This window comes from Pseudomonas corrugata, assembly GCF_001269905.1.
GTDB lineage: Bacteria > Pseudomonadota > Gammaproteobacteria > Pseudomonadales > Pseudomonadaceae > Aquipseudomonas > Aquipseudomonas corrugata.
Map to the genome: position 1 here is coordinate 97,594 of NZ_LHVK01000015.1, position 18,531 is coordinate 116,124.

At 60.9% G+C, this 18,531-nt stretch carries 17 protein-coding genes; 16 read left to right on the forward strand and 1 reads right to left on the reverse strand.

What is annotated here, in order from left to right; all coding sequences use genetic code 11:
* Positions 1-32 precede the first annotated feature (32 nt).
* On the forward strand, positions 33-1,598 hold the full coding sequence (locus AD665_RS20625) for a methyl-accepting chemotaxis protein (protein ID WP_024777898.1): 1,566 nt from the start codon (positions 33-35) through the stop codon (positions 1,596-1,598).
* 110 nt (positions 1,599-1,708) lie between these two features.
* Here AD665_RS20625 and AD665_RS20630 read toward each other — a convergent pair whose 3' ends face one another.
* Positions 1,709-2,401 (reverse strand): alpha/beta family hydrolase, encoded by a 693-nt coding sequence (locus AD665_RS20630; protein WP_053193478.1) that lies wholly within the window; start codon positions 2,399-2,401, stop codon positions 1,709-1,711.
* 95 nt (positions 2,402-2,496) lie between these two features.
* On the opposite strand from AD665_RS20630, the gene ccoN (AD665_RS20635) reads away from it, so the two are divergent.
* The 15 genes from ccoN (AD665_RS20635) to AD665_RS20705 all read left to right on the forward strand — a co-directional run bounded on the left by ccoN (AD665_RS20635) (position 2,497) and on the right by AD665_RS20705 (position 18,397).
* Positions 2,497-3,921, forward strand: a complete 1,425-nt coding sequence (gene ccoN / locus AD665_RS20635) for a cytochrome-c oxidase, cbb3-type subunit I (RefSeq protein WP_024777896.1) — start codon at positions 2,497-2,499, stop codon at positions 3,919-3,921.
* Positions 3,922-3,931: 10 nt separating this feature from the next.
* Positions 3,932-4,540 carry a cytochrome-c oxidase, cbb3-type subunit II gene (ccoO, locus tag AD665_RS20640; RefSeq protein ID WP_024777895.1) on the forward strand — a complete coding sequence of 203 codons (609 nt, stop codon included), beginning with the start codon at positions 3,932-3,934 and terminating at the stop codon, positions 4,538-4,540.
* A 5-nt stretch (positions 4,541-4,545) separates the two neighbouring features.
* Entirely contained in the window at positions 4,546-4,749 is a 204-nt protein-coding gene (locus AD665_RS20645) for a cbb3-type cytochrome oxidase subunit 3 (RefSeq protein WP_053193481.1), read from the forward strand.
* Positions 4,746-5,702, forward strand: coding sequence for a cytochrome-c oxidase, cbb3-type subunit III (gene ccoP / locus AD665_RS20650; RefSeq protein WP_024777893.1), 957 nt, complete (start codon positions 4,746-4,748; stop codon positions 5,700-5,702). The genes AD665_RS20645 and ccoP (AD665_RS20650) overlap by 4 nt, the downstream gene beginning before the upstream one ends.
* A 488-nt stretch (positions 5,703-6,190) precedes the next feature.
* A complete protein-coding gene (ccoN, locus tag AD665_RS20655) occupies positions 6,191-7,633 on the forward strand; it encodes a cytochrome-c oxidase, cbb3-type subunit I (protein ID WP_024777892.1) in 1,443 nt (480 codons plus the stop codon).
* Positions 7,633-8,241 carry a cytochrome-c oxidase, cbb3-type subunit II gene (gene ccoO, locus AD665_RS20660; RefSeq protein WP_003199605.1) on the forward strand — a complete coding sequence of 203 codons (609 nt, stop codon included), beginning with the start codon at positions 7,633-7,635 and terminating at the stop codon, positions 8,239-8,241. Before ccoN (AD665_RS20655) ends, ccoO (AD665_RS20660) begins: the two co-directional genes overlap by 1 nt.
* 6 nt (positions 8,242-8,247) lie before the next feature.
* Entirely contained in the window at positions 8,248-8,433 is a 186-nt protein-coding gene (locus tag AD665_RS20665) for a CcoQ/FixQ family Cbb3-type cytochrome c oxidase assembly chaperone (protein WP_024777891.1), read from the forward strand.
* The gene (ccoP, locus tag AD665_RS20670; RefSeq protein ID WP_024777890.1) at positions 8,430-9,413 is read left to right on the forward strand and encodes a cytochrome-c oxidase, cbb3-type subunit III; all 984 of its coding nucleotides are present in this window, start codon (positions 8,430-8,432) and stop codon (positions 9,411-9,413) included. The genes AD665_RS20665 and ccoP (AD665_RS20670) overlap by 4 nt, the downstream gene beginning before the upstream one ends.
* Positions 9,414-9,562: 149 nt before the next feature.
* Positions 9,563-9,817, forward strand: coding sequence for a type II toxin-antitoxin system Phd/YefM family antitoxin (locus tag AD665_RS20675; protein ID WP_024777889.1), 255 nt, complete (start codon positions 9,563-9,565; stop codon positions 9,815-9,817).
* The gene (locus AD665_RS20680; protein WP_024777888.1) at positions 9,817-10,227 is read left to right on the forward strand and encodes a type II toxin-antitoxin system VapC family toxin; all 411 of its coding nucleotides are present in this window, start codon (positions 9,817-9,819) and stop codon (positions 10,225-10,227) included. The genes AD665_RS20675 and AD665_RS20680 overlap by 1 nt, the downstream gene beginning before the upstream one ends.
* Positions 10,228-10,407: 180 nt before the next feature.
* Positions 10,408-14,766 carry an RHS repeat-associated core domain-containing protein gene (locus AD665_RS20685; protein ID WP_080996604.1) on the forward strand — a complete coding sequence of 1,453 codons (4,359 nt, stop codon included), beginning with the start codon at positions 10,408-10,410 and terminating at the stop codon, positions 14,764-14,766.
* A 1-nt stretch (position 14,767) separates the two neighbouring features.
* The gene (locus AD665_RS20690; RefSeq protein WP_223194630.1) at positions 14,768-15,178 is read left to right on the forward strand and encodes a hypothetical protein; all 411 of its coding nucleotides are present in this window, start codon (positions 14,768-14,770) and stop codon (positions 15,176-15,178) included.
* A 563-nt stretch (positions 15,179-15,741) separates the two neighbouring features.
* Positions 15,742-16,104, forward strand: a complete 363-nt coding sequence (locus AD665_RS20695) for a DUF6124 family protein (protein ID WP_024776790.1) — start codon at positions 15,742-15,744, stop codon at positions 16,102-16,104.
* Positions 16,105-16,430: 326 nt separating this feature from the next.
* Positions 16,431-17,846: a cytochrome c oxidase accessory protein CcoG gene (gene ccoG, locus AD665_RS20700; RefSeq protein ID WP_053193484.1), complete on the forward strand. Its 1,416-nt coding sequence runs from the start codon at positions 16,431-16,433 to the stop codon at positions 17,844-17,846.
* Between the two features lie 11 nt (positions 17,847-17,857).
* Positions 17,858-18,397, forward strand: a complete 540-nt coding sequence (locus tag AD665_RS20705; RefSeq protein ID WP_024776788.1) for a FixH family protein — start codon at positions 17,858-17,860, stop codon at positions 18,395-18,397.
* The last annotated feature ends 134 nt before the right edge of the window (positions 18,398-18,531 follow it).

Genomic DNA, 18,531 nt, shown 5'->3' on the forward strand with positions numbered 1-18,531 from the left:
CAACCTTTCAAAGCCTTGCGGATTATCACACCATGCGTAACAACCAACCTATCACACAACGCGAAAGGACCTTTGCGGCCCAGCAACGGTTGATCTCCACCACCAATGCCAAGGGCGTGATCACCTACTGCAACGACGCGTTCGTTGACATCAGCGGGTTCTCCAAGGAAGAACTGATTGGTTCGCCCCACAATCTGGTGCGCCACCCCGACGTCCCGTCGGCCGTGTTCGCCCATATGTGGAATACCCTGAAACAAGGCTTGCCATGGATGGGCATCGTCAAGAATCGCTGCAAGAACGGCGATCACTATTGGGTCAACGCCTACGTCACCCCCGTGTTCGAAGGCAACCAGGTGGTGGGCTACGAATCGGTCCGGATCAAGCCCAGCGCCGAGCAGATCGGCCGGGCTGAAGCCCTCTACCAACGCATCAACCAAGGCAAGTCAGCGGTCCCGCGTAGCGACAAATGGGTGCCGATGATCCAGGACTGGCTGCCATTCATCCTGGTCAGCCAGTTGAGCTTCGTCGTTGGTGCGTTCCTCAATTCCTCCTGGGGGTTTGCCCTGGCAGCCTTGCTGTCGGTGCCCCTGGGGCTGATGGGCCTGCAATGGCAGCAACGCGGGATCAAGCGCCTGCTGCGCCTGGCCGAACAGACCACGTCCGACCCGCTGATCGCCCGGATGTACACCGACAGCCGTGGCGTCCAGGCACGCCTGGAGATGTCGATCCTCAGCCAGGAGGCTCGCCTGAAAACCTGCCTGACCCGTCTGCAGGACACCGCCGAGCACCTCAACGAGCAGGCGCGGCAGTCCAACACCCTGGCCCACAACAGCTCCAGCGGCCTGGAACGCCAGCGCGTGGAAACCGAACAGGTGGCCACGGCGGTCAACCAGATGGCCGCGACCACCCAGGAAGTCGCCAGCCACGTGCAACGCACCGCCGACGCCACCCAGGAAGCCAACCGCCTGACCGGTCGCGGACGCGACATCGCCGGGGAAACCCGCGAGGCCATCGAACGCCTGTCCGTGGTGGTGGGCGAAACCGGCCAGACCGTGACCCAACTGGCCAAAGACAGCGACGAGATCGGCGGCGTGGTGGATGTGATCAAAGGCATCGCCGACCAGACCAACCTGCTGGCGCTCAACGCCGCCATCGAAGCGGCCCGTGCCGGCGAAATGGGCCGCGGCTTTGCCGTGGTGGCCGATGAAGTCCGGCAACTGGCGCAACGCACCAGCGAATCCACCGGGCAGATCCACGCTTTGATCGCCAAGCTCCAGCAAACCGCCACCAATGCCGTGCAAACCATGGACGCCGGTCATCGCCAGGCCGAAGAAGGCGTGGCACGGGTGATGGAAGCGGACGCAGCGCTGGTGGGCATCAGCGAAGCGGTGGCCAACATCACCGACATGACCACCCAGATCGCTGCCGCCACAGAGGAACAGAGCTCGGTGGCCGAGGAGATCAGCCGCAACATCAGCAACATCTCGGAACTGGCCGATCAGACCTCGGGGCAGGCGCACAGCTCGGCGTTACTGAGCGAAGAACTGACCCGTACGGCCAACACCCAGTACTCCTTGGTGGAGCGGTTCAACCGCTGACTGTTGGCTTTGTTCTGTCAGACCGCCATCGCGAGCAGGCTCGCTCCCACATTTGGAATGCAATTCCCTGTGGGAGCGAGCCTGTTCGCGATGAGGCCCGCCCAATCACCTCACACCTGAAGAAGAAACCCCGCCACGCCCAGCGCCGCTGCCTCCAGATGCTGCTCATGACTGACCCCCGAGGCCTTCAGCGGCTTCAAATCATGATCCCCCGCCGCCAACCACATCACCTCGATGACAGGTGACAAGACATACCCTCGCACGGTCTCACGATTACCCAATGCATCGCGCTCGCCCTGGACGATCAAGGTCCGGGTCTTCAACCCGGCCAAATGCTCGACCCGTGGTTTCTCCGGCTTGCCCGCTGCATAAAACGGATAGCCCAGGCACACCAACGCGTCACCCCCCAATTCATCGGCCAACAGACTCGCCATCCGCCCGCCCATGGACTTGCCACCGATGGCCAGTCGTCCAGCGACATAAGGCCGCACCGTGGCGTACACCTCACGCCAGCATTCCAGCAACTTGGGGGCCGGGTTGGGAGGACGTTTGCCGCCGTCCAGGCGCCGTTGGGCCATGTAGGGAAATTCGAAGCGCAGCACGTTGACCCCATGGGCAGCAAGGCGCGCGGCCATTTCGTTCATGAATCCGCTGTCCATAGGCGCGCCAGCCCCATGGGCAAGGATCAGGGTGGGCGCCTCGGCAGCGGCACCCGATTGCGCGGCCGTCCATAGCCAACCCTGTTGTGCCACGCACCGCGCCCATTGATCCCCGTCAATACTGGCCTTGTGCTGTTTGTCCATGCTTGCCTCGCTTTCAGTCTGCCTATAACTCCAGACGAAGATGCCGCGCTGCCTTGCGCAGGCGCGCTCTTCGGCTGAACCGTGGATGGGGAACCATGAACACTTCTATCAGTACCGCCTACAACTACAAGGTGGTCCGCCAATTCGCCATTATGACGGTGGTGTGGGGCATCGTCGGCATGGGGCTCGGGGTTTTTCTCGCTGCCCAATTGGTCTGGCCGCAGCTCAACTTCGATTTGCCCTGGACCAGCTTCGGTCGTCTGCGTCCGTTGCACACCAATGCGGTGATTTTCGCCTTCGGTGGCTGTGCCCTGTTTGCCAGCTCGTTCTATTCGGTACAGCGCACCTGCCAGACCCAGTTGTTTGCACCGAAAATCGCTGCGTTCTGCTTCTGGGGCTGGCAACTGGTAATCCTGCTGGCAGCCATCAGCCTGCCATTGGGCTACACCAGCTCCAAGGAGTACGCCGAGCTGGAGTGGCCGATCGACATCCTGATCACCATCGTCTGGGTCGCCTACGCCATCGTGTTCTTCGGCACCGTGGCCAAGCGCAACACCAAGCACATCTACGTGGGCAACTGGTTCTTCGGCGGCTTCATCCTGACCGTGGCGATCCTGCACATCGTCAACAACCTGGAACTGCCGGTGAGCTTCACCAAATCCTACTCGGTGTACGCCGGGGCCACGGACGCGATGGTGCAATGGTGGTACGGGCACAACGCCGTGGGCTTTTTCCTCACCGCAGGCTTTTTGGGGATGATGTACTACTTCGTGCCCAAACAGGCCGAGCGTCCGGTGTATTCCTATCGCCTGTCCATCGTGCATTTCTGGGCACTGATCACCTTGTACATCTGGGCCGGCCCCCACCACCTGCACTACACCGCGCTGCCGGACTGGGCGCAGTCCCTGGGCATGGTGATGTCGCTGATCCTGCTGGCACCCAGCTGGGGCGGCATGATCAACGGCATGATGACCCTCTCGGGCGCCTGGCATAAGTTGCGCAGCGACCCGATCCTGCGCTTCCTGGTGGTGTCCCTGGCGTTCTACGGCATGTCGACCTTCGAAGGTCCGATGATGGCGATCAAGACCGTCAACGCCCTCTCCCACTACACCGACTGGACCATCGGCCACGTCCACGCCGGCGCGCTCGGCTGGGTGGCGATGATTTCCATCGGCGCGCTGTATCACATGATCCCGAAAGTCTTCGGCCGGCCACAGATGCACAGCATCGGCCTGATCAACGCGCACTTCTGGCTCGCGACCATCGGCACCGTGCTCTACATCGCTTCGATGTGGGTCAACGGTATCGCCCAGGGCCTGATGTGGCGCGCGGTGAACGAGGACGGCACCTTGACCTACTCCTTCGTCGAAACCCTGGCGGCCAGCCACCCCGGCTTCATCGTACGGTTGGTGGGCGGGGCGGTCTTCCTCAGCGGCATGCTGCTGATGGCCTACAACACCTGGCGCACCGTGCGGGCCTATCAGCCTGCCGAAGCCGCCGCTGCCGCGCAGATGGCTTGAGGAGTCCGCCATGAAACACGAAACAATCGAAAAAAACGTCGGTCTGCTGATGCTGTTGATGGTCCTGGCCGTGAGCATTGGCGGCCTGACCCAGATCGTGCCGCTGTTCTTCCAGGACGTGACCAACAAACCGGTGGACGGCATGAAGCCCTACACCGCCCTGCAACTGGAAGGCCGCGACATCTACATCCGCGAAGGTTGCGTCGGCTGCCATTCGCAGATGATCCGCCCGTTCCGCGCCGAGACCGAACGCTACGGCCACTACTCGGTGGCAGGCGAAAGTGTCTGGGACCACCCTTTCCTGTGGGGCTCCAAGCGCACCGGGCCGGACCTGGCCCGGGTTGGCGCGCGCTACTCCGACGACTGGCACCGCGCGCACTTGTACAACCCGCGCAACGTCGTGCCTGAGTCGAAGATGCCAGCCTACCCGTGGCTGGTGACCCAGGCGGTGGACAGCAGCCACACCGAGACCAAGCTGCGTGCCATGCGCACCCTCGGCGTGCCTTACACCGACGACGACATCGCCGGCAGCGTGGCCTCGCTCAAGGGCAAGACCGAAATGGACGCACTGGTGGCCTATCTGCAAGTGCTCGGCACTGCCATCAAGAGCAAGAGGTGAGTCCCATGTTTTTTGAGATGAGCACTGGAATGATCCGCGGCCTGGGCACGGTCGTGGTGTTCGTGGCCTTCATCGGTCTGATCCTGTGGGCATTCAGCAGCAAGCGCGGCCCGGAATTCGCCCAGGCGCGCCTGCTGCCATTCGCCGACGAACCACCCGCCGACATCGCCCATCCCCAAGACCCTGCAACAAGGAGTACCCGGCCATGACCACCTTCTGGAGTACGTGGATCTGCGTACTGACCCTCGGCAGCCTGATCGGCCTGACCTGGCTGTTGATCGGTACCCGCAAGGGCGAGACCAAGGGCAGCGTCGACCAGACCATGGGCCACAGCTTCGACGGCATCGAGGAGTACGACAACCCACTGCCGCAGTGGTGGTTCCTGTTGTTCGCCGGCACCCTGGTGTTTTCCGTCGGCTACCTGATCCTCTATCCGGGCCTGGGTAACTGGAAAGGCATCCTGCCTGGCTATGAGAACGGCTGGACCGGTGCCCATGAGTGGGAAAAGGAAATGGCCAAGGCCGATGCCCGGTTCGGGCCGATCTTTGCCAAATTCGCGGCGATGCCCCTGGAACAAGTCGCCAAGGATCCGCAGGCCTTGAAAATGGGCGGCCGCCTGTTCGCTTCCAACTGCTCCGTCTGCCACGGCTCGGATGCCAAGGGCGCCTTCGGCTTCCCCAACCTGACCGACAACAACTGGCGCTGGGGCGGCGCGGCCGACACCATCAAGACCACCATCATGGGGGGACGCATGGCGGCGATGCCGGCCTGGGGCGAAATACTGGGGGATGCCGGAGTCAAGAACGTAGCAGCGTATGTACGTCATGACCTGGCCGGCCTGTCGCTGCCAGCCGACAGCGGCGCCGACCTGGAAGCCGGCAAACAGACGTTCAGCACCACCTGCACCGCCTGTCACGGCGCCAACGGCCAAGGCACCGAAGCCATGGGCGCGCCGAACCTGACACAACCGGCGGGCTTCATCTACGGCACCAGCCTGGCCCAGTTGCAACAGACCATCCGCCACGGCCGCCAAGGCCATATGCCGGCGCAGAACGAAATGCTCGGCAATGACAAGGTGCAACTGCTCGCGGCTTATGTTTATAGCCTTTCGAAGGGGAATGAGCAGTTGAGCGGCGAGCCGCAAGCTTCAAACGTCAAGTAAGGCAAAAGCTGGAGCTGCAAGCGACGAGTACCTACTTGACGCTTGCAGCTTGCAGCTCGTAGCTGCTTCTATTTGTCGCACCCTCCCAAGGTCTTTCTTTCGGTTCCACGGAATCGGGTCTAAGCTTGCCTCTGCGTGCACTGGCGACTGCTGGTTTCAGGTCGATCCGACCCGATGTGTTCGACAATCGTTCGACAAAACGCCGTAAAGACAGGCAGATACCGGCTGTGACGACAATGTCCCGGTGTCACCCGAACGCCGTGTTTGAACACACCCCGTTACAACCGACCTGCCCCCCTCGCCTCTTTCCTTCGGCGCGACACTTTGTCGAGGGCTCATTTTGTCCTTACGCGGCGCATGGAAAGGCCGCAGAATCAGCTTTTGAAAGCATTGACCCAGGTCATGGCGCGTTGCAATGACCCCCCGCTTTCTCCATACTTGCGGCCGATTTTTATCCTAATAAAACACCCAAACCGTGGAACCTTAGAATGAGCACAGCAATCAGTCCGACTGCTTATAACTATAAGGTAGTCCGCCAGTTCGCCATCATGACGGTGGTCTGGGGGATCCTTGGCATGGGGCTCGGTGTCTTCATCGCCTCGCAACTGGTCTGGCCGGAGTTGAACTTCGATCTGCCATGGACGACGTTTGGACGCCTGCGCCCGCTGCACACCAACCTGGTGATCTTCGCCTTCGGTGGTTGTGCGTTGTTTGCCACTTCCTACTATGTCGTGCAGCGAACCTGCCAGACGCGACTGATCTCCGACAGCCTCGCGGCCTTTACCTTCTGGGGTTGGCAAGCGGTCATCGTCGGCGCGATCATTACCTTGCCCATGGGTTTTACCACCACCAAGGAATACGCGGAACTGGAATGGCCCCTGGCTATTCTGCTGGCCATTGTCTGGGTGACCTACGGCCTGGTGTTCTTCGGCACCATCGTCAAGCGCAAGACCAAGCACATCTATGTCGGTAACTGGTTCTACGGTGCCTTCATCGTCGTGACGGCCATGCTGCACATCGTCAACCACATGTCGCTGCCGGTCAGTCTGTTCAAGTCGTACTCGGCCTATTCGGGCGCGACCGACGCGATGATCCAGTGGTGGTACGGCCACAACGCCGTGGGCTTCTTCCTGACCACCGGCTTCCTGGGGATGATGTACTACTTCGTGCCGAAACAGGCCGAGCGTCCGATCTACTCCTATCGCCTGTCCATCGTCCACTTCTGGGCACTGATCACCCTGTACATCTGGGCCGGTCCGCACCACCTGCACTACACCGCGCTGCCGGACTGGGCGCAGTCCCTGGGCATGGCCATGTCGATCATCCTGCTGGCGCCAAGCTGGGGCGGCATGATCAACGGCATGATGACCCTTTCGGGCGCCTGGCATAAGCTGCGCACCGACCCGATCCTGCGCTTCCTGGTGGTATCCCTGGCGTTCTACGGCATGTCGACCTTCGAAGGCCCGATGATGGCCATCAAGACCGTCAACTCCCTGAGCCACTACACCGACTGGACCATCGGCCACGTACACGCCGGCGCGCTCGGCTGGGTCGCGATGATTTCCATCGGCGCCATCTACCACATGATCCCGAAACTGTTCGGTCGTGCGCAGATGCACAGTACTCCCCTGATCAACGCGCACTTCTGGCTCGCCACCATCGGTACGGTGCTCTACATCGCCTCGATGTGGGTCAACGGCATTACCCAGGGCCTGATGTGGCGTGCGATCAACGATGACGGCACCCTGACCTACTCGTTCGTCGAGGCGCTGCAAGCCAGCCACCCTGGTTACATCGTCCGTGCTCTGGGCGGCGCGTTCTTCGCCAGCGGCATGCTGTTCATGGCCTACAACGTGTACCGCACCGTTCGTGCTTCTGACCCGGCTGAAGCTGAAGCCGCCGCCAAGATCGCCGTAGTTGGAGCTCACTGATGAAGCACGAAGCAGTAGAGAAGAATATCGGCCTGCTGGCCTTCTTCATGGTCATCGCCGTGAGCATCGGCGGCCTGACCCAGATCGTCCCGCTGTTCTTCCAGGACGTGACCAACAAGCCGGTCGAAGGCATGAAGCCACGTACCGCCCTTGAACTGGAAGGCCGCGACATCTACATCGCCAACGGCTGTGTCGGCTGCCACTCGCAGATGATCCGTCCGTTCCGCGCCGAGACCGAACGCTACGGCCACTACTCGGTCGCTGGCGAAAGCGTCTGGGACCACCCGTTCCTGTGGGGTTCCAAGCGTACCGGTCCGGACCTGGCCCGCGTTGGCGGTCGTTACTCCGATGACTGGCACCGTGCGCACTTGTACAACCCGCGCAACGTTGTGCCCGAGTCGAAAATGCCGGCCTACCCGTTCCTCGTGGAAAACAAGCTCGACGGCAAAGACACCGCGAAAAAAATGGAAGTCCTGCGCACCCTGGGCGTGCCTTACACCGACGAAGACATCGCCGGTGCCAAGGATGCCGTGAAGGGCAAGACCGAAATGGACGCGCTGGTGGCCTATCTGCAAGGCCTGGGCACCATCATCAAAAGCAAACGGTGATTCTTAATGGATATCGGGATGATTCGCGGCCTGGGCACCGTCGTCGTGATGGTGGCTTTTATCGGTCTGGCCCTGTGGGTGTTCAGCCCCAAGCGCAAGTCGGAGTTTGACGACGCGACCTTGCTGCCGTTCGCGGATGATCCCGAAGCCGTCAAGCACGTCGAGCAAGCTTCTAGGAGTAACAAAGAATGACAACGTTCTGGAGTCTGTACGTCACAGTCCTCAGCCTGGGAACGATCTTCTCCCTGACCTGGCTGCTGCTGTCGACCCGCAAGGGCCAGCGCAGCGAGGCCACCGAAGAGACGGTTGGCCATTCCTTCGACGGGATCGAGGAATACGACAACCCGCTGCCAAAATGGTGGTTCATGCTGTTCGTGGGCACCATCGTGTTCGCCCTCGGTTACCTGGTGCTCTACCCTGGCCTGGGCAACTGGAAAGGCCTGCTGCCAGGCTATAATTACCTGGACAACGAAAAGCAGACCGCCTTCGCCAACGGCCAGACCGGCTGGACCGGCGTGCATGAGTGGGAAAAGGAAATGGCGCGCTCGGATGCCAAGTTCGGTCCGATCTTCGCCAAGTTCGCCTCCATGCCGATCGAAGAAGTTGCCAAGGACCCGCAAGCCTTGAAGATGGGTGGCCGTCTGTTCGCCTCCAACTGCTCGGTCTGCCACGGTTCCGACGCCAAGGGTGCCTACGGCTTCCCTAACCTGACCGACGCCGACTGGCGCTGGGGCGGCGAGCCGGAAACCATCAAGACCACCATCATGGGCGGTCGTCATGCCGTGATGCCGGGCTGGGCCGCCGTGGTCGGCGAGCAAGGTGTCGCCGACGTGGCGTCGTACCTGGTGACCAGCCTGCACGGTCGCAAACTGCCGGAAGGCGCCAAGGCCGATCCGGCCAACGGCCAGAAAATCTTCGCTGCCAACTGCGTGGCCTGCCACGGTCCGGCAGGCCAGGGTACTCCCGCCATGGGCGCACCTAACCTGACGCACCCGGCCGCGTTCATCTACGGTTCGAGCTTCGCTCAACTGCAGCAGACCATCCGCTACGGTCGCCAGGGCCAGATGCCTGCCCAGGCCGACCTGCAAGGCAACGACAAGGTCCACCTGCTGGCCGCCTATGTCTACAGCCTGTCCCACGGCGAAAAGGCCCCGGCCGCTGACGCCCAGTAAGGCTTACGCCTGATACACGAAAGGCCCCGTCAATGCACATTGACGGGGCCTTTTTCATAGCCAGCCCCGATAGAGCACAGCCGTTTCTCTTGCCGCTCATCAGCCCAAGTAGTAACGTGCCTACATTAGAGTTTAATGAGGGCACGCCCATGTCCATCACTACCATGTCCAGCCGCGAATTCAACCACGACACAAGTGGTGCCAAAAAAGCGACCCGCGAAGGGCCCGTCATCATCACCGACCGTGGCAAGCCGGCCCATGTGCTGCTAAGCATTGAGGAGTATCAGAAACTGACCGGTATCGGCGCCAGCATTGTCGAGCTGCTGGTCATGCCCGATGCGCCGGATATCGATTTCGACACCGAGCGCGCCGTCATCACTCCTCGAGCGGTAGACCTGTCCTGATGTATTTACTCGACACCAACGTCATTTCGGAATTGCGCAAACCCCAGGCCGATAGAAACGTGCAGGCCTGGGCCCGCAGCGTAGCCGCGCCCAGCCTGTATGTTTCGGCGATTACCGTATTGGAACTGGAAACCGGTGTGTTGCGCTTCGAACGCAAGGACCCGAGCCAGGGCAGCCGCCTGCGTGCCTGGCTGGACAACCACGTCTTGCCCGCCTTTGCCGGCAGGATCCTGGCGGTGGACCGCGCCGTGGCGCTGCGCTGCGCCCGGCTGCACGTGCCCGATCGCAGCAATGAATGCGACGCGCTGATCGCTGCCACGGCACTGATCCATGGCCTGACCGTGGTCACTCGCAACGTAGCGGACTTCGAGGCCAGCGGGGTTACGCTGCTCAACCCGTGGGTGGCCTGACTACGCGGTGCGGCTGGCCGAGATGAAAAACCGGCCGATTGCCTGATGGGGCCGAAGCTGATCCAATGCCCGGTGCGCACGGAGACGCAGGCCATGACTGACAAGGAGAAGATGCAATGGAAGGCATCACCACGCTTGAACCGATAGAAGCCGGCGGCTCCCACTGCACGGGCAACGTGCATGTCTGACGCGCTCTGGGCCGCTCGCCTGGGCGATGCGCTGGATCACACCTCGATGATGGCCGACATCCTCGGCGGTGTGCTGGAAGTGGCGGCCAACATCGCGATCACGGCCGTCGCCACCGCTGCCGTGGTTGCGGCCACCGGCATCACGGTCGCGACCGGCGGCCTGGGCTGCTTCCTGCTCGGCGCCGTGGTCGGCGCGGTCGTTGGTCTCGCCATGAGCAAGACCGGCGCCGACAAGGGCCTGAGCAATCTCTGCGAGGGCATCGGCAACGCCCTCTTTCCGCCCACGGTGCAGGCCAACATCCTCACCGGCTCCACCGACACCCTGACCAACAACATTCCCGCCGCCCGCGCCGCCGGGGCCATCGAGTCCCATGTCGCACCGGCCGGCACCGAGCTGGAAGCGCCCGAGCCCAGCTACCTGGACATGGCCGAGAGTTTCTTCTCGCAGATGTGGCGGCCCACCGTCGCCACACCCGCCCCCGGTGCCGTGCCCAAGCCGCTGGACATGATCACCTGCCTGAAGCACCCGCCGATGCCGCCGCAGTTCCTGGCTGAAGGTTCGGACAAGGTCACCATCAACGGCCAGCCCGCCGTGCGCAGCGGCGACCGCAGTACCTGCGAAGCCAAGGTGGTGTCGTCCGGGCTGATTTCCCCCGATGTGACCATCGGCGGCGGCACCGTGGTGGTGCGCGAGATCCGCAGCGGCAAGACGCCGGGCGTGGGCCTGGCAGTAACGGCCCTCTTGATGCTCAAGGGCAGCAAGGGCAAATTCTTCAGCAAGCTGCCATGCATGCTGGCCGGCGCAGCGGCGTCGATGGCGGTCAGCAGTGCCATGGGCGCGGCGGCCAACGCGGCCATGGGCTCGTCGAACCCGGTGCATGCCGCCACCGGGGCCAAGGTCCTGGGCGGCGATGAAGAGCTGGATTTCGTACTGCCGGGGATTCAGCCGATCGATTGGCAGCGCTTCTATAACAGCCGTGACGAGCGCGGCGAAGGGCTGTTCGGCGTCGGCTGGAGCGTGCCCTACGAAATACACGTAGAGATCCTGCCCCACCCCGAGGGCGGCGAGACCCTGGTCTACACCGACGAACAGGGCCGCCCCATCGACATGGGCTCAATCCCCTTGGGCGGTGCGGTGTTCAGCGCCGGCGAAGGCCTCGCCGTGCGGCGCCATGCCAACGGGCAATTGCTGATCGAAAGCGCGGACGGCCTGTATCGTCTGTTCGAACCGGCACCGGGGAACGCGGCGTTGCTGCGCCTCAGCCAACTGGGCGACCGCAACGACAACCGTATCTACCTCGACTACGACGAAACCGGGCGCCTGGTACGACTGCGCGACGCTTTCGACCTGGTACAGGTCGAGCTGGCTTACGAACGTGAACGTGTCAGCCAGATCGAACGCCTGTACCCCGACCAGCAACGGGAAGTGCTGGTCAGCTACGGCTATGATGCGACGGGCAACCTGACCGAAGTACGCGACGCCACCGGCCAGGTGCAACGACGCTTCGCCTACGACGCGGGCCGGCGCATGGTGGAGCACCAATTGCCCACGGGCCTGCAGTGCTTCTACGACTGGGCCTTGCTCGAGGACCAGGAATGGCGCGTGGTCCGTCACTGGACCGACGAGGGCGATGCCTACCAGTTCGACTATGACCTAATGGCTGGCATCACCCGCATCAGCGATAGCTTGCAGCGGGTCAGCACCCGCCATTGGAACAGCCAGCACCAGATCACCCAATTCACCGACACGCTCGGCCAGACCTGGTCGTTCGAGTGGAACGACGAGCGCCAGATGCTGGCCGCCACCGATCCACAGGGCGGGCACTACACCTACAGCTACGACGAAGCCGGCAACCTGATCAGCGAAACCGACCCGCTGGGTCGCAGCGAATCCACCCTCTGGCTCGAACACTGGGCCCTGCCGCAGGTGGACACCGACGCCGCCGGCCACAGCTGGACGTACCGCTACGATCAGCGCGGCAACTGCATCGCCGAAACCGATCCGCTGGGCCATGTCACCCGCTACCGCTACGACGCCCACGGCCAGGTCATCGAAATCATCGACGCCACCGGCAAGAGCAAGAAGCTGCGCTGGAACCCGTTCGGACAACTGGTGGAGCATGTCGACTGCTCGGGTTACCCGACGCGGTTCAGCTACGACCATCGCGGCTACCTGCACACCATCACCGACGCCCTCGGCGAGCGCACCCAGTTCAGCTACGACGCCCAAGGTCGCTTGCTCGGCAGTCAATTGCCGGACGGCCGCAGCGAGCTTTACCAGCGTGACGTCGCCGGCCAATTGACCGGCTATACGGACCCGGCCGGGCACACAACTCTTTACCAACACAACCGCCGCGGCCAGGTCCGCCAGCGCACCGACGCCCAGGGCCGGCAGGTGCAGTTTGCGTATGACAGCTATGGACGACTGCAGGCGCTGGTCAATGAGAATGGTGAACGCTATCGGTTTGCCTGGGATGCTGGCGACCGATTGGCCGAACAGCAGGATCTGGATGGCAGCGCCAAGCGCTACGCCTACGACCGACTGAACAACCTCGCGGCGGTGACGGCCGTTCCGGCCCCTCACGGCACCGGCCTGGCAGTCGTCTCCGAAGCGCCTCCGCCGCCCATCGTCCATCGACTGGAGCGCGACGCCGTGGGTCGGCTGATCGCCAAAATCACCGACGATGGCCGCACTGAGTACGCTTACGACCCGCGGGACCAGCTCACCGCCGTCACCTTCACCGACCACCAGGGCAACGCCCAAAGCCTGAGCTTCGCCTACGACGCCCTCGGCCAGTTGCTGACCGAAAACAGCGCCGCCGACAGCTTGCAACACCGCTACGACGAACTCGGCAACCTGATCCAGACCCAACTGCCCGATGGCCGCTGGCTCAACCGGCTGTACTACGGCAGCGGCCACCTGCACCAGATCAACCTCGACGGCCAGGTCATCAGCGACTTCGAACGCGACCGCCTGCACCGTGAAGTGCTGCGCACCCAAGGGCAGATCAGCACCCGCAGCGAGTATGACCGCAGCGGCCGCCTTCGCTCGCGCCAACGCCGCCACACCAGCCAACCGTCGCTCCTGCCGGCAACGGTGCAAAAACACTTCGAGTACGACCCCGCCGGCAACCTGATCGGCAAACTCGACCAGCAACCGGCCGCACAGCACCGCCAATTGCTGCACTACGACACCACCGGCCGCATTATCGCCAGCCAGGACAGCCTTCACGGCCAACGCGAAACCTTTGTCTACGACGCCGCCGCTAACCTGCTGGACGGCACGCAAGCCGGTGCCGGCCGGGTGGTGCATAACAAATTGCTGACGTATGAGGACAAGCGGTACCGCTACGACGCCTTTGGCCGGATGATCGAAAAACGCAGCGCAAAACGCGGCCTGCAACGCTTTGCCTACGATGCCGAAAGTCGCCTGATCGAAGTGCGCAACGAAAACGGCAGCATTGTGCGCATGACCTACGACCCCCTGGGCCGACGTATCGTCAAGAACGAGCATGACAATAACGGTTATCCGCTCGGTGAAACCCGCTTCACCTGGGACGGCCTGCGCCTGTGGCAGGAGCATCGCCACCAGCAGAGCAGCCTGTACCTCTACGACGATAACAGCTACGAACCCCTGGCCCGCGTCGATGGCACCGGCCCACTGCAAAAGGTCCGCTACTACCACATCGACCTCAACGGCCTGCCGGAACAGCTCACCGAGGCCGACGGGCACAGCGTCTGGCAGGCGACCTATCGTGTCTGGGGCAACACGCTGGAAGAGGTGCGCGAGCCGTATTACATCGAAGAGCAGAACCTGCGGTTCCAGGGGCAGTACCTGGACCGGGAGACGGGGCTGCATTTCAATACGTTCAGGTTTTATGATCCGGATGTCGGAAGGTTTACGACGCCGGATCCGATTGGGTTGGAAGGTGGTCTCAATCTTTATCAGTACGCCCCTAATACTTTCAGCTGGATCGACCCCAAAGGCTTGGCGTGCAGCGCGTACAAGGGAAAATTGAACCAAAAAGCATCACAGATGCGACCTTTGGCCAAAGGCTCAAAAGAATGGAAACAGGCCGTCATAGATAGCAGGACGGCTATGACCAAAGGAGAAAAATTTCAAGTAAAGGTAAAATCCAGCTCAGATGCCAAAGCGTTCCTGAAAGAATCACAAGGCAACATGAACCGCTACAAAGCTCATACCCAAAGCGCTCGGGCCGATGGTGCGGCAAAATACCCTAAAGGCTACGAACAACATATGGCTCCCGAGGGTGGCTTTGGGGACACACCTCATATTAAGTGGTACAACAATGGAGCGGATGGTCATATTTTCTATGACATTCCGAACTGACATGAAAAGCGATTATCGTCTGGAAGGACTCAAAAAGCTTGACTTAGGTCCAAATGAAAACAGCGAGGCGATTTTTTCGCTGATGCTACAGCCCACCTTGTCAGGCGACTTCATTCAAGTACTTGACTCGCTTGAAGATCTGGAGGCTCATCTGACCTCAGACTACTACTATGTGGCGCACAAACTCATTGCCACCAAAGGCAAAAAAATAATATTCAAGGGAGCGCTATGTAAAGCGACACGAGACGACCTCACAAGTTTTCTTGATGAAGCCAAGGCCTCCGGCGACCTGCGTGAATTATTGATCACTTCTGTCCGGCCTCATCCAGACAGGAAAGTAATATACATTTCAGAAGACTCAATTTTTCTGTACGCAGATGGATATACTCAACGCCCTCTGCCTCCCGCTTGAAGAGCTTCTGAATACCCGATTTCAGATAAAGATAAACCTGTTCGAGCCTTTGTCCTATGAACGGCTTTTAAAGCCACTAGTGGTCTGTGCAGTTACGCCCCAACCGCGTCGGCGCAGTCCTGAAGGCAGACCGCGCTAACTACTTTACGACGGCTGCGCCCTCGGAACGGGAGCAAGCTCCCTCGCCACGAATTGCAGATAACTTTCAGACCGTGCCTACACACTGGCTATCGCGCTCGTCCAGGCTACGCAACCTTGCGCCTTTACCTACAACTACGCCAGAATCCGCCCGCTTGTGCGCCTTAGTCATGCCGTCCTATCGTAATCCCGTCGCTGCAGATACAGCGACCGGGCTTGGCGGCCCGGTACTCGAAAGGCGTAACAATCCTTCAAATATGACTGCGATGCTTTTAGCATTGGCTTTCGTATGTTATGGCGGGTTGCGCAAGGATCCCTTCGGGGATGCCGGGTTCCTTTCGTTCCGGTCCGCCAACCTTGTGTAATCCGTCACCCCATCTGCTTGGCGGCAGACGGTGATGGTTCCCCTACGAAAGGAGTTCATCATGTTCAAAGTCACACCCAATCCGCCGAAGGCGGATTCCACCTCCTCCTGCAAAGCTGATACTGGTTCCAAGAAATACGACGAAGCCACCAACCGGGCGCTTGATTACTACCTGCTACCCAAACAGGAACAATCTCAAGACGCTCCGAAACAAGGCCAGCTATTCACCATCGTGAAAGATATCGATAACGAATGCCTGCTCGCCAACCTCAGCGAAACCCTGGCTTCAGCTGACGCAATGGTCAGCGATCTGGCCTTCGAATTGGACGGTTCACGACGTCACATTGCCCTGGGCATTCAGCAATTGATCGAGCTGAGTTACTTATTGGCGAATCGGGTATTGGATAACGTCGATCCGCGATAGCTGCCAAGTATCAGAAAACAAAGGGCATACCGAGCGTATCGATATGCCCTTTTTTGCGCATGCCTGCACACCCACCGCTATGACACCTAATAACCGATATTACAAATCGTCCGCTACGGCTGGACGACTATACTCGACAAGTCAATTGACCTGGGTCATGACTTGTTACATCCGCTACACCATTCACCCCTTGCGCCCAACGCGACCAAAGGTCGCACCCTTGGGCTAGAGCGACAGGCGTATCATTGCGCCATTGCAGCACCCTTTCTGACCGTGGTCGGCACGCACTGGCCTCGGCACTTTTCCACTGCCGTGGGATGCATTTGATGAGCAACCAGATTCCGGTACATGACGTTACCCCGCCTGCCAAGGACGCCAACAAAAGCGTCGACTTGTATGCCTCTCGGGAAAAAATCTACACCCGAGCCTTCACCGGCCTGTTCCGCAATCTGCGGATGGTCGGCGGAGCCTTTTTGTTCCTGCTGTACTTCGGTACCGTCTGGTTGAACTGGGGCGGTCATCAGGCCGTCTGGTGGAACCTGCCGGAACGCAAATTCTTTATTTTTGGCGCGACCTTCTGGCCCCAGGATTTCATCCTGTTGTCCGGACTGCTGATCATCGCCGCCTTCGGCCTGTTCTTCATTACGGTGTACGCCGGTCGGGTGTGGTGCGGCTATACCTGCCCGCAGAGCGTGTGGACCTGGATCTTCATGTGGTGCGAAAAGGTCACCGAAGGCGACCGCAACCAGCGCATCAAGCTGGACAAGTCGCCGATGGGGGTCAACAAGCTCCTGCGCAAATTCGCCAAGCACAGCCTCTGGCTGCTGATCGGTTTCGTCACCGGTATGACCTTCGTCGGTTACTTCACGCCGATCCGCGAACTGGTGTTCGAGTTCTTTACCGGTGAGGCCGATGGCTGGTCGTATTTCTGGGTCGGCTTCTTCACCCTCGCCACCTACGGCAACGCCGGCTGGCTGCGTGAGCAAGTGTGCATCTACATGTGCCCTTATGCCCGCTTCCAGAGCGTGATGTTCGACAAGGACACTCTGATCGTCTCCTACGACCCGCGTCGCGGCGAAAGCCGTGGCCCACGCAAGAAAGGTATCGACTACAAGGCTCTGGGCCTGGGGGACTGCATCGATTGCACCATGTGCGTCCAGGTCTGCCCTACCGGCATCGACATCCGCGACGGCCTGCAGATCGAGTGCATCGGCTGCGCCGCCTGCATCGATGCCTGCGACAACATCATGGACAAGATGGATTACCCGCGCGGCCTGATCAGCTACACCACGGAGCACAACCTCTCAGGGCAAAAAACCCATAAACTGCGCCCGCGCCTGATCGGCTATGCGCTGGTGTTGCTGGCGATGATCAGCCTGCTGGTGACGGCGTTCTTCATGCGTTCACTGGTGGGTTTCGACGTCAGCAAGGACCGCGTACTGTTTCGCGAGAACGCCGAAGGCCGGATCGAGAACGTCTACAGCCTGAAGATCATGAACAAGGACCAGCGCGATCACACGTATGTGCTGGAAGCCACCGGCCTGCCTGACCTGAAGCTGCAAGGCCGACGGGAAATCAAGGTCGCGGCCGGCGATATCTTCAGCCAGCCGGTGGAGTTGTCCAGCGCACCGGACCAACTGCCGTCGAGCACCAACGAGGTGACCTTCATCCTCAAGGATGCCGATGACGACAGCGTTCATGTCGAAGCCAAGAGCCGATTCATCGGCCCACAAATTCGTTGAGAGAACTGAACATGCCTGCAGCAACCGCCACCAGCCCTTGGTACAAGCACCTGTGGCCGTGGATCATCATCGGGATCCTGACCTGTTCGGTAACCCTGAGCCTGACGATGGTGACCATTGCGGTAAAGAACCCGGACAACCTGGTCAACGACAACTATTACGAGGCCGGCAAGGGCATCAATCGCTCGCTGGAGCGTGAGCTGCTGGCCCAGACCCTGCAGTTGCATGCCAACGTGCGGATGGATGGTGTCACTGGCGAGGTGGACCTGCGCCTGAGCGGCAACAGTCGACCCCAGACCCTGGAGTTGAGCCTGATTTCGCCGACCCAGCCGGAGAAAGACCGCAAGATCGTCCTGACCCGCAACGACAGCGAGCCGGGGCGGTACATCGGTCAGTTGACGGACAAGGTCGAAGGACGACGCTTTGTCGAATTGCTGGGGGTGGAGAACGACAAGACCTGGCGCCTGTTCGAAGAAGAGCAGGTCAACCATGACCAGGCCATCCTGCTGGGTGATGAACCGCTGCAAGGCGCTGAAGACCTGAAGAAGTAGGCCGTCTTTCTGTAGCTCTGATTGTTCCCACGCTCTGCGTGGGAACACAGCCCGGGACGCTCCGCGTCCCCTCGCAAGCGTGACGCGGAGCGTCACAGGATGCGTTCCCACGCAGAGCATGGGAACGATCATTG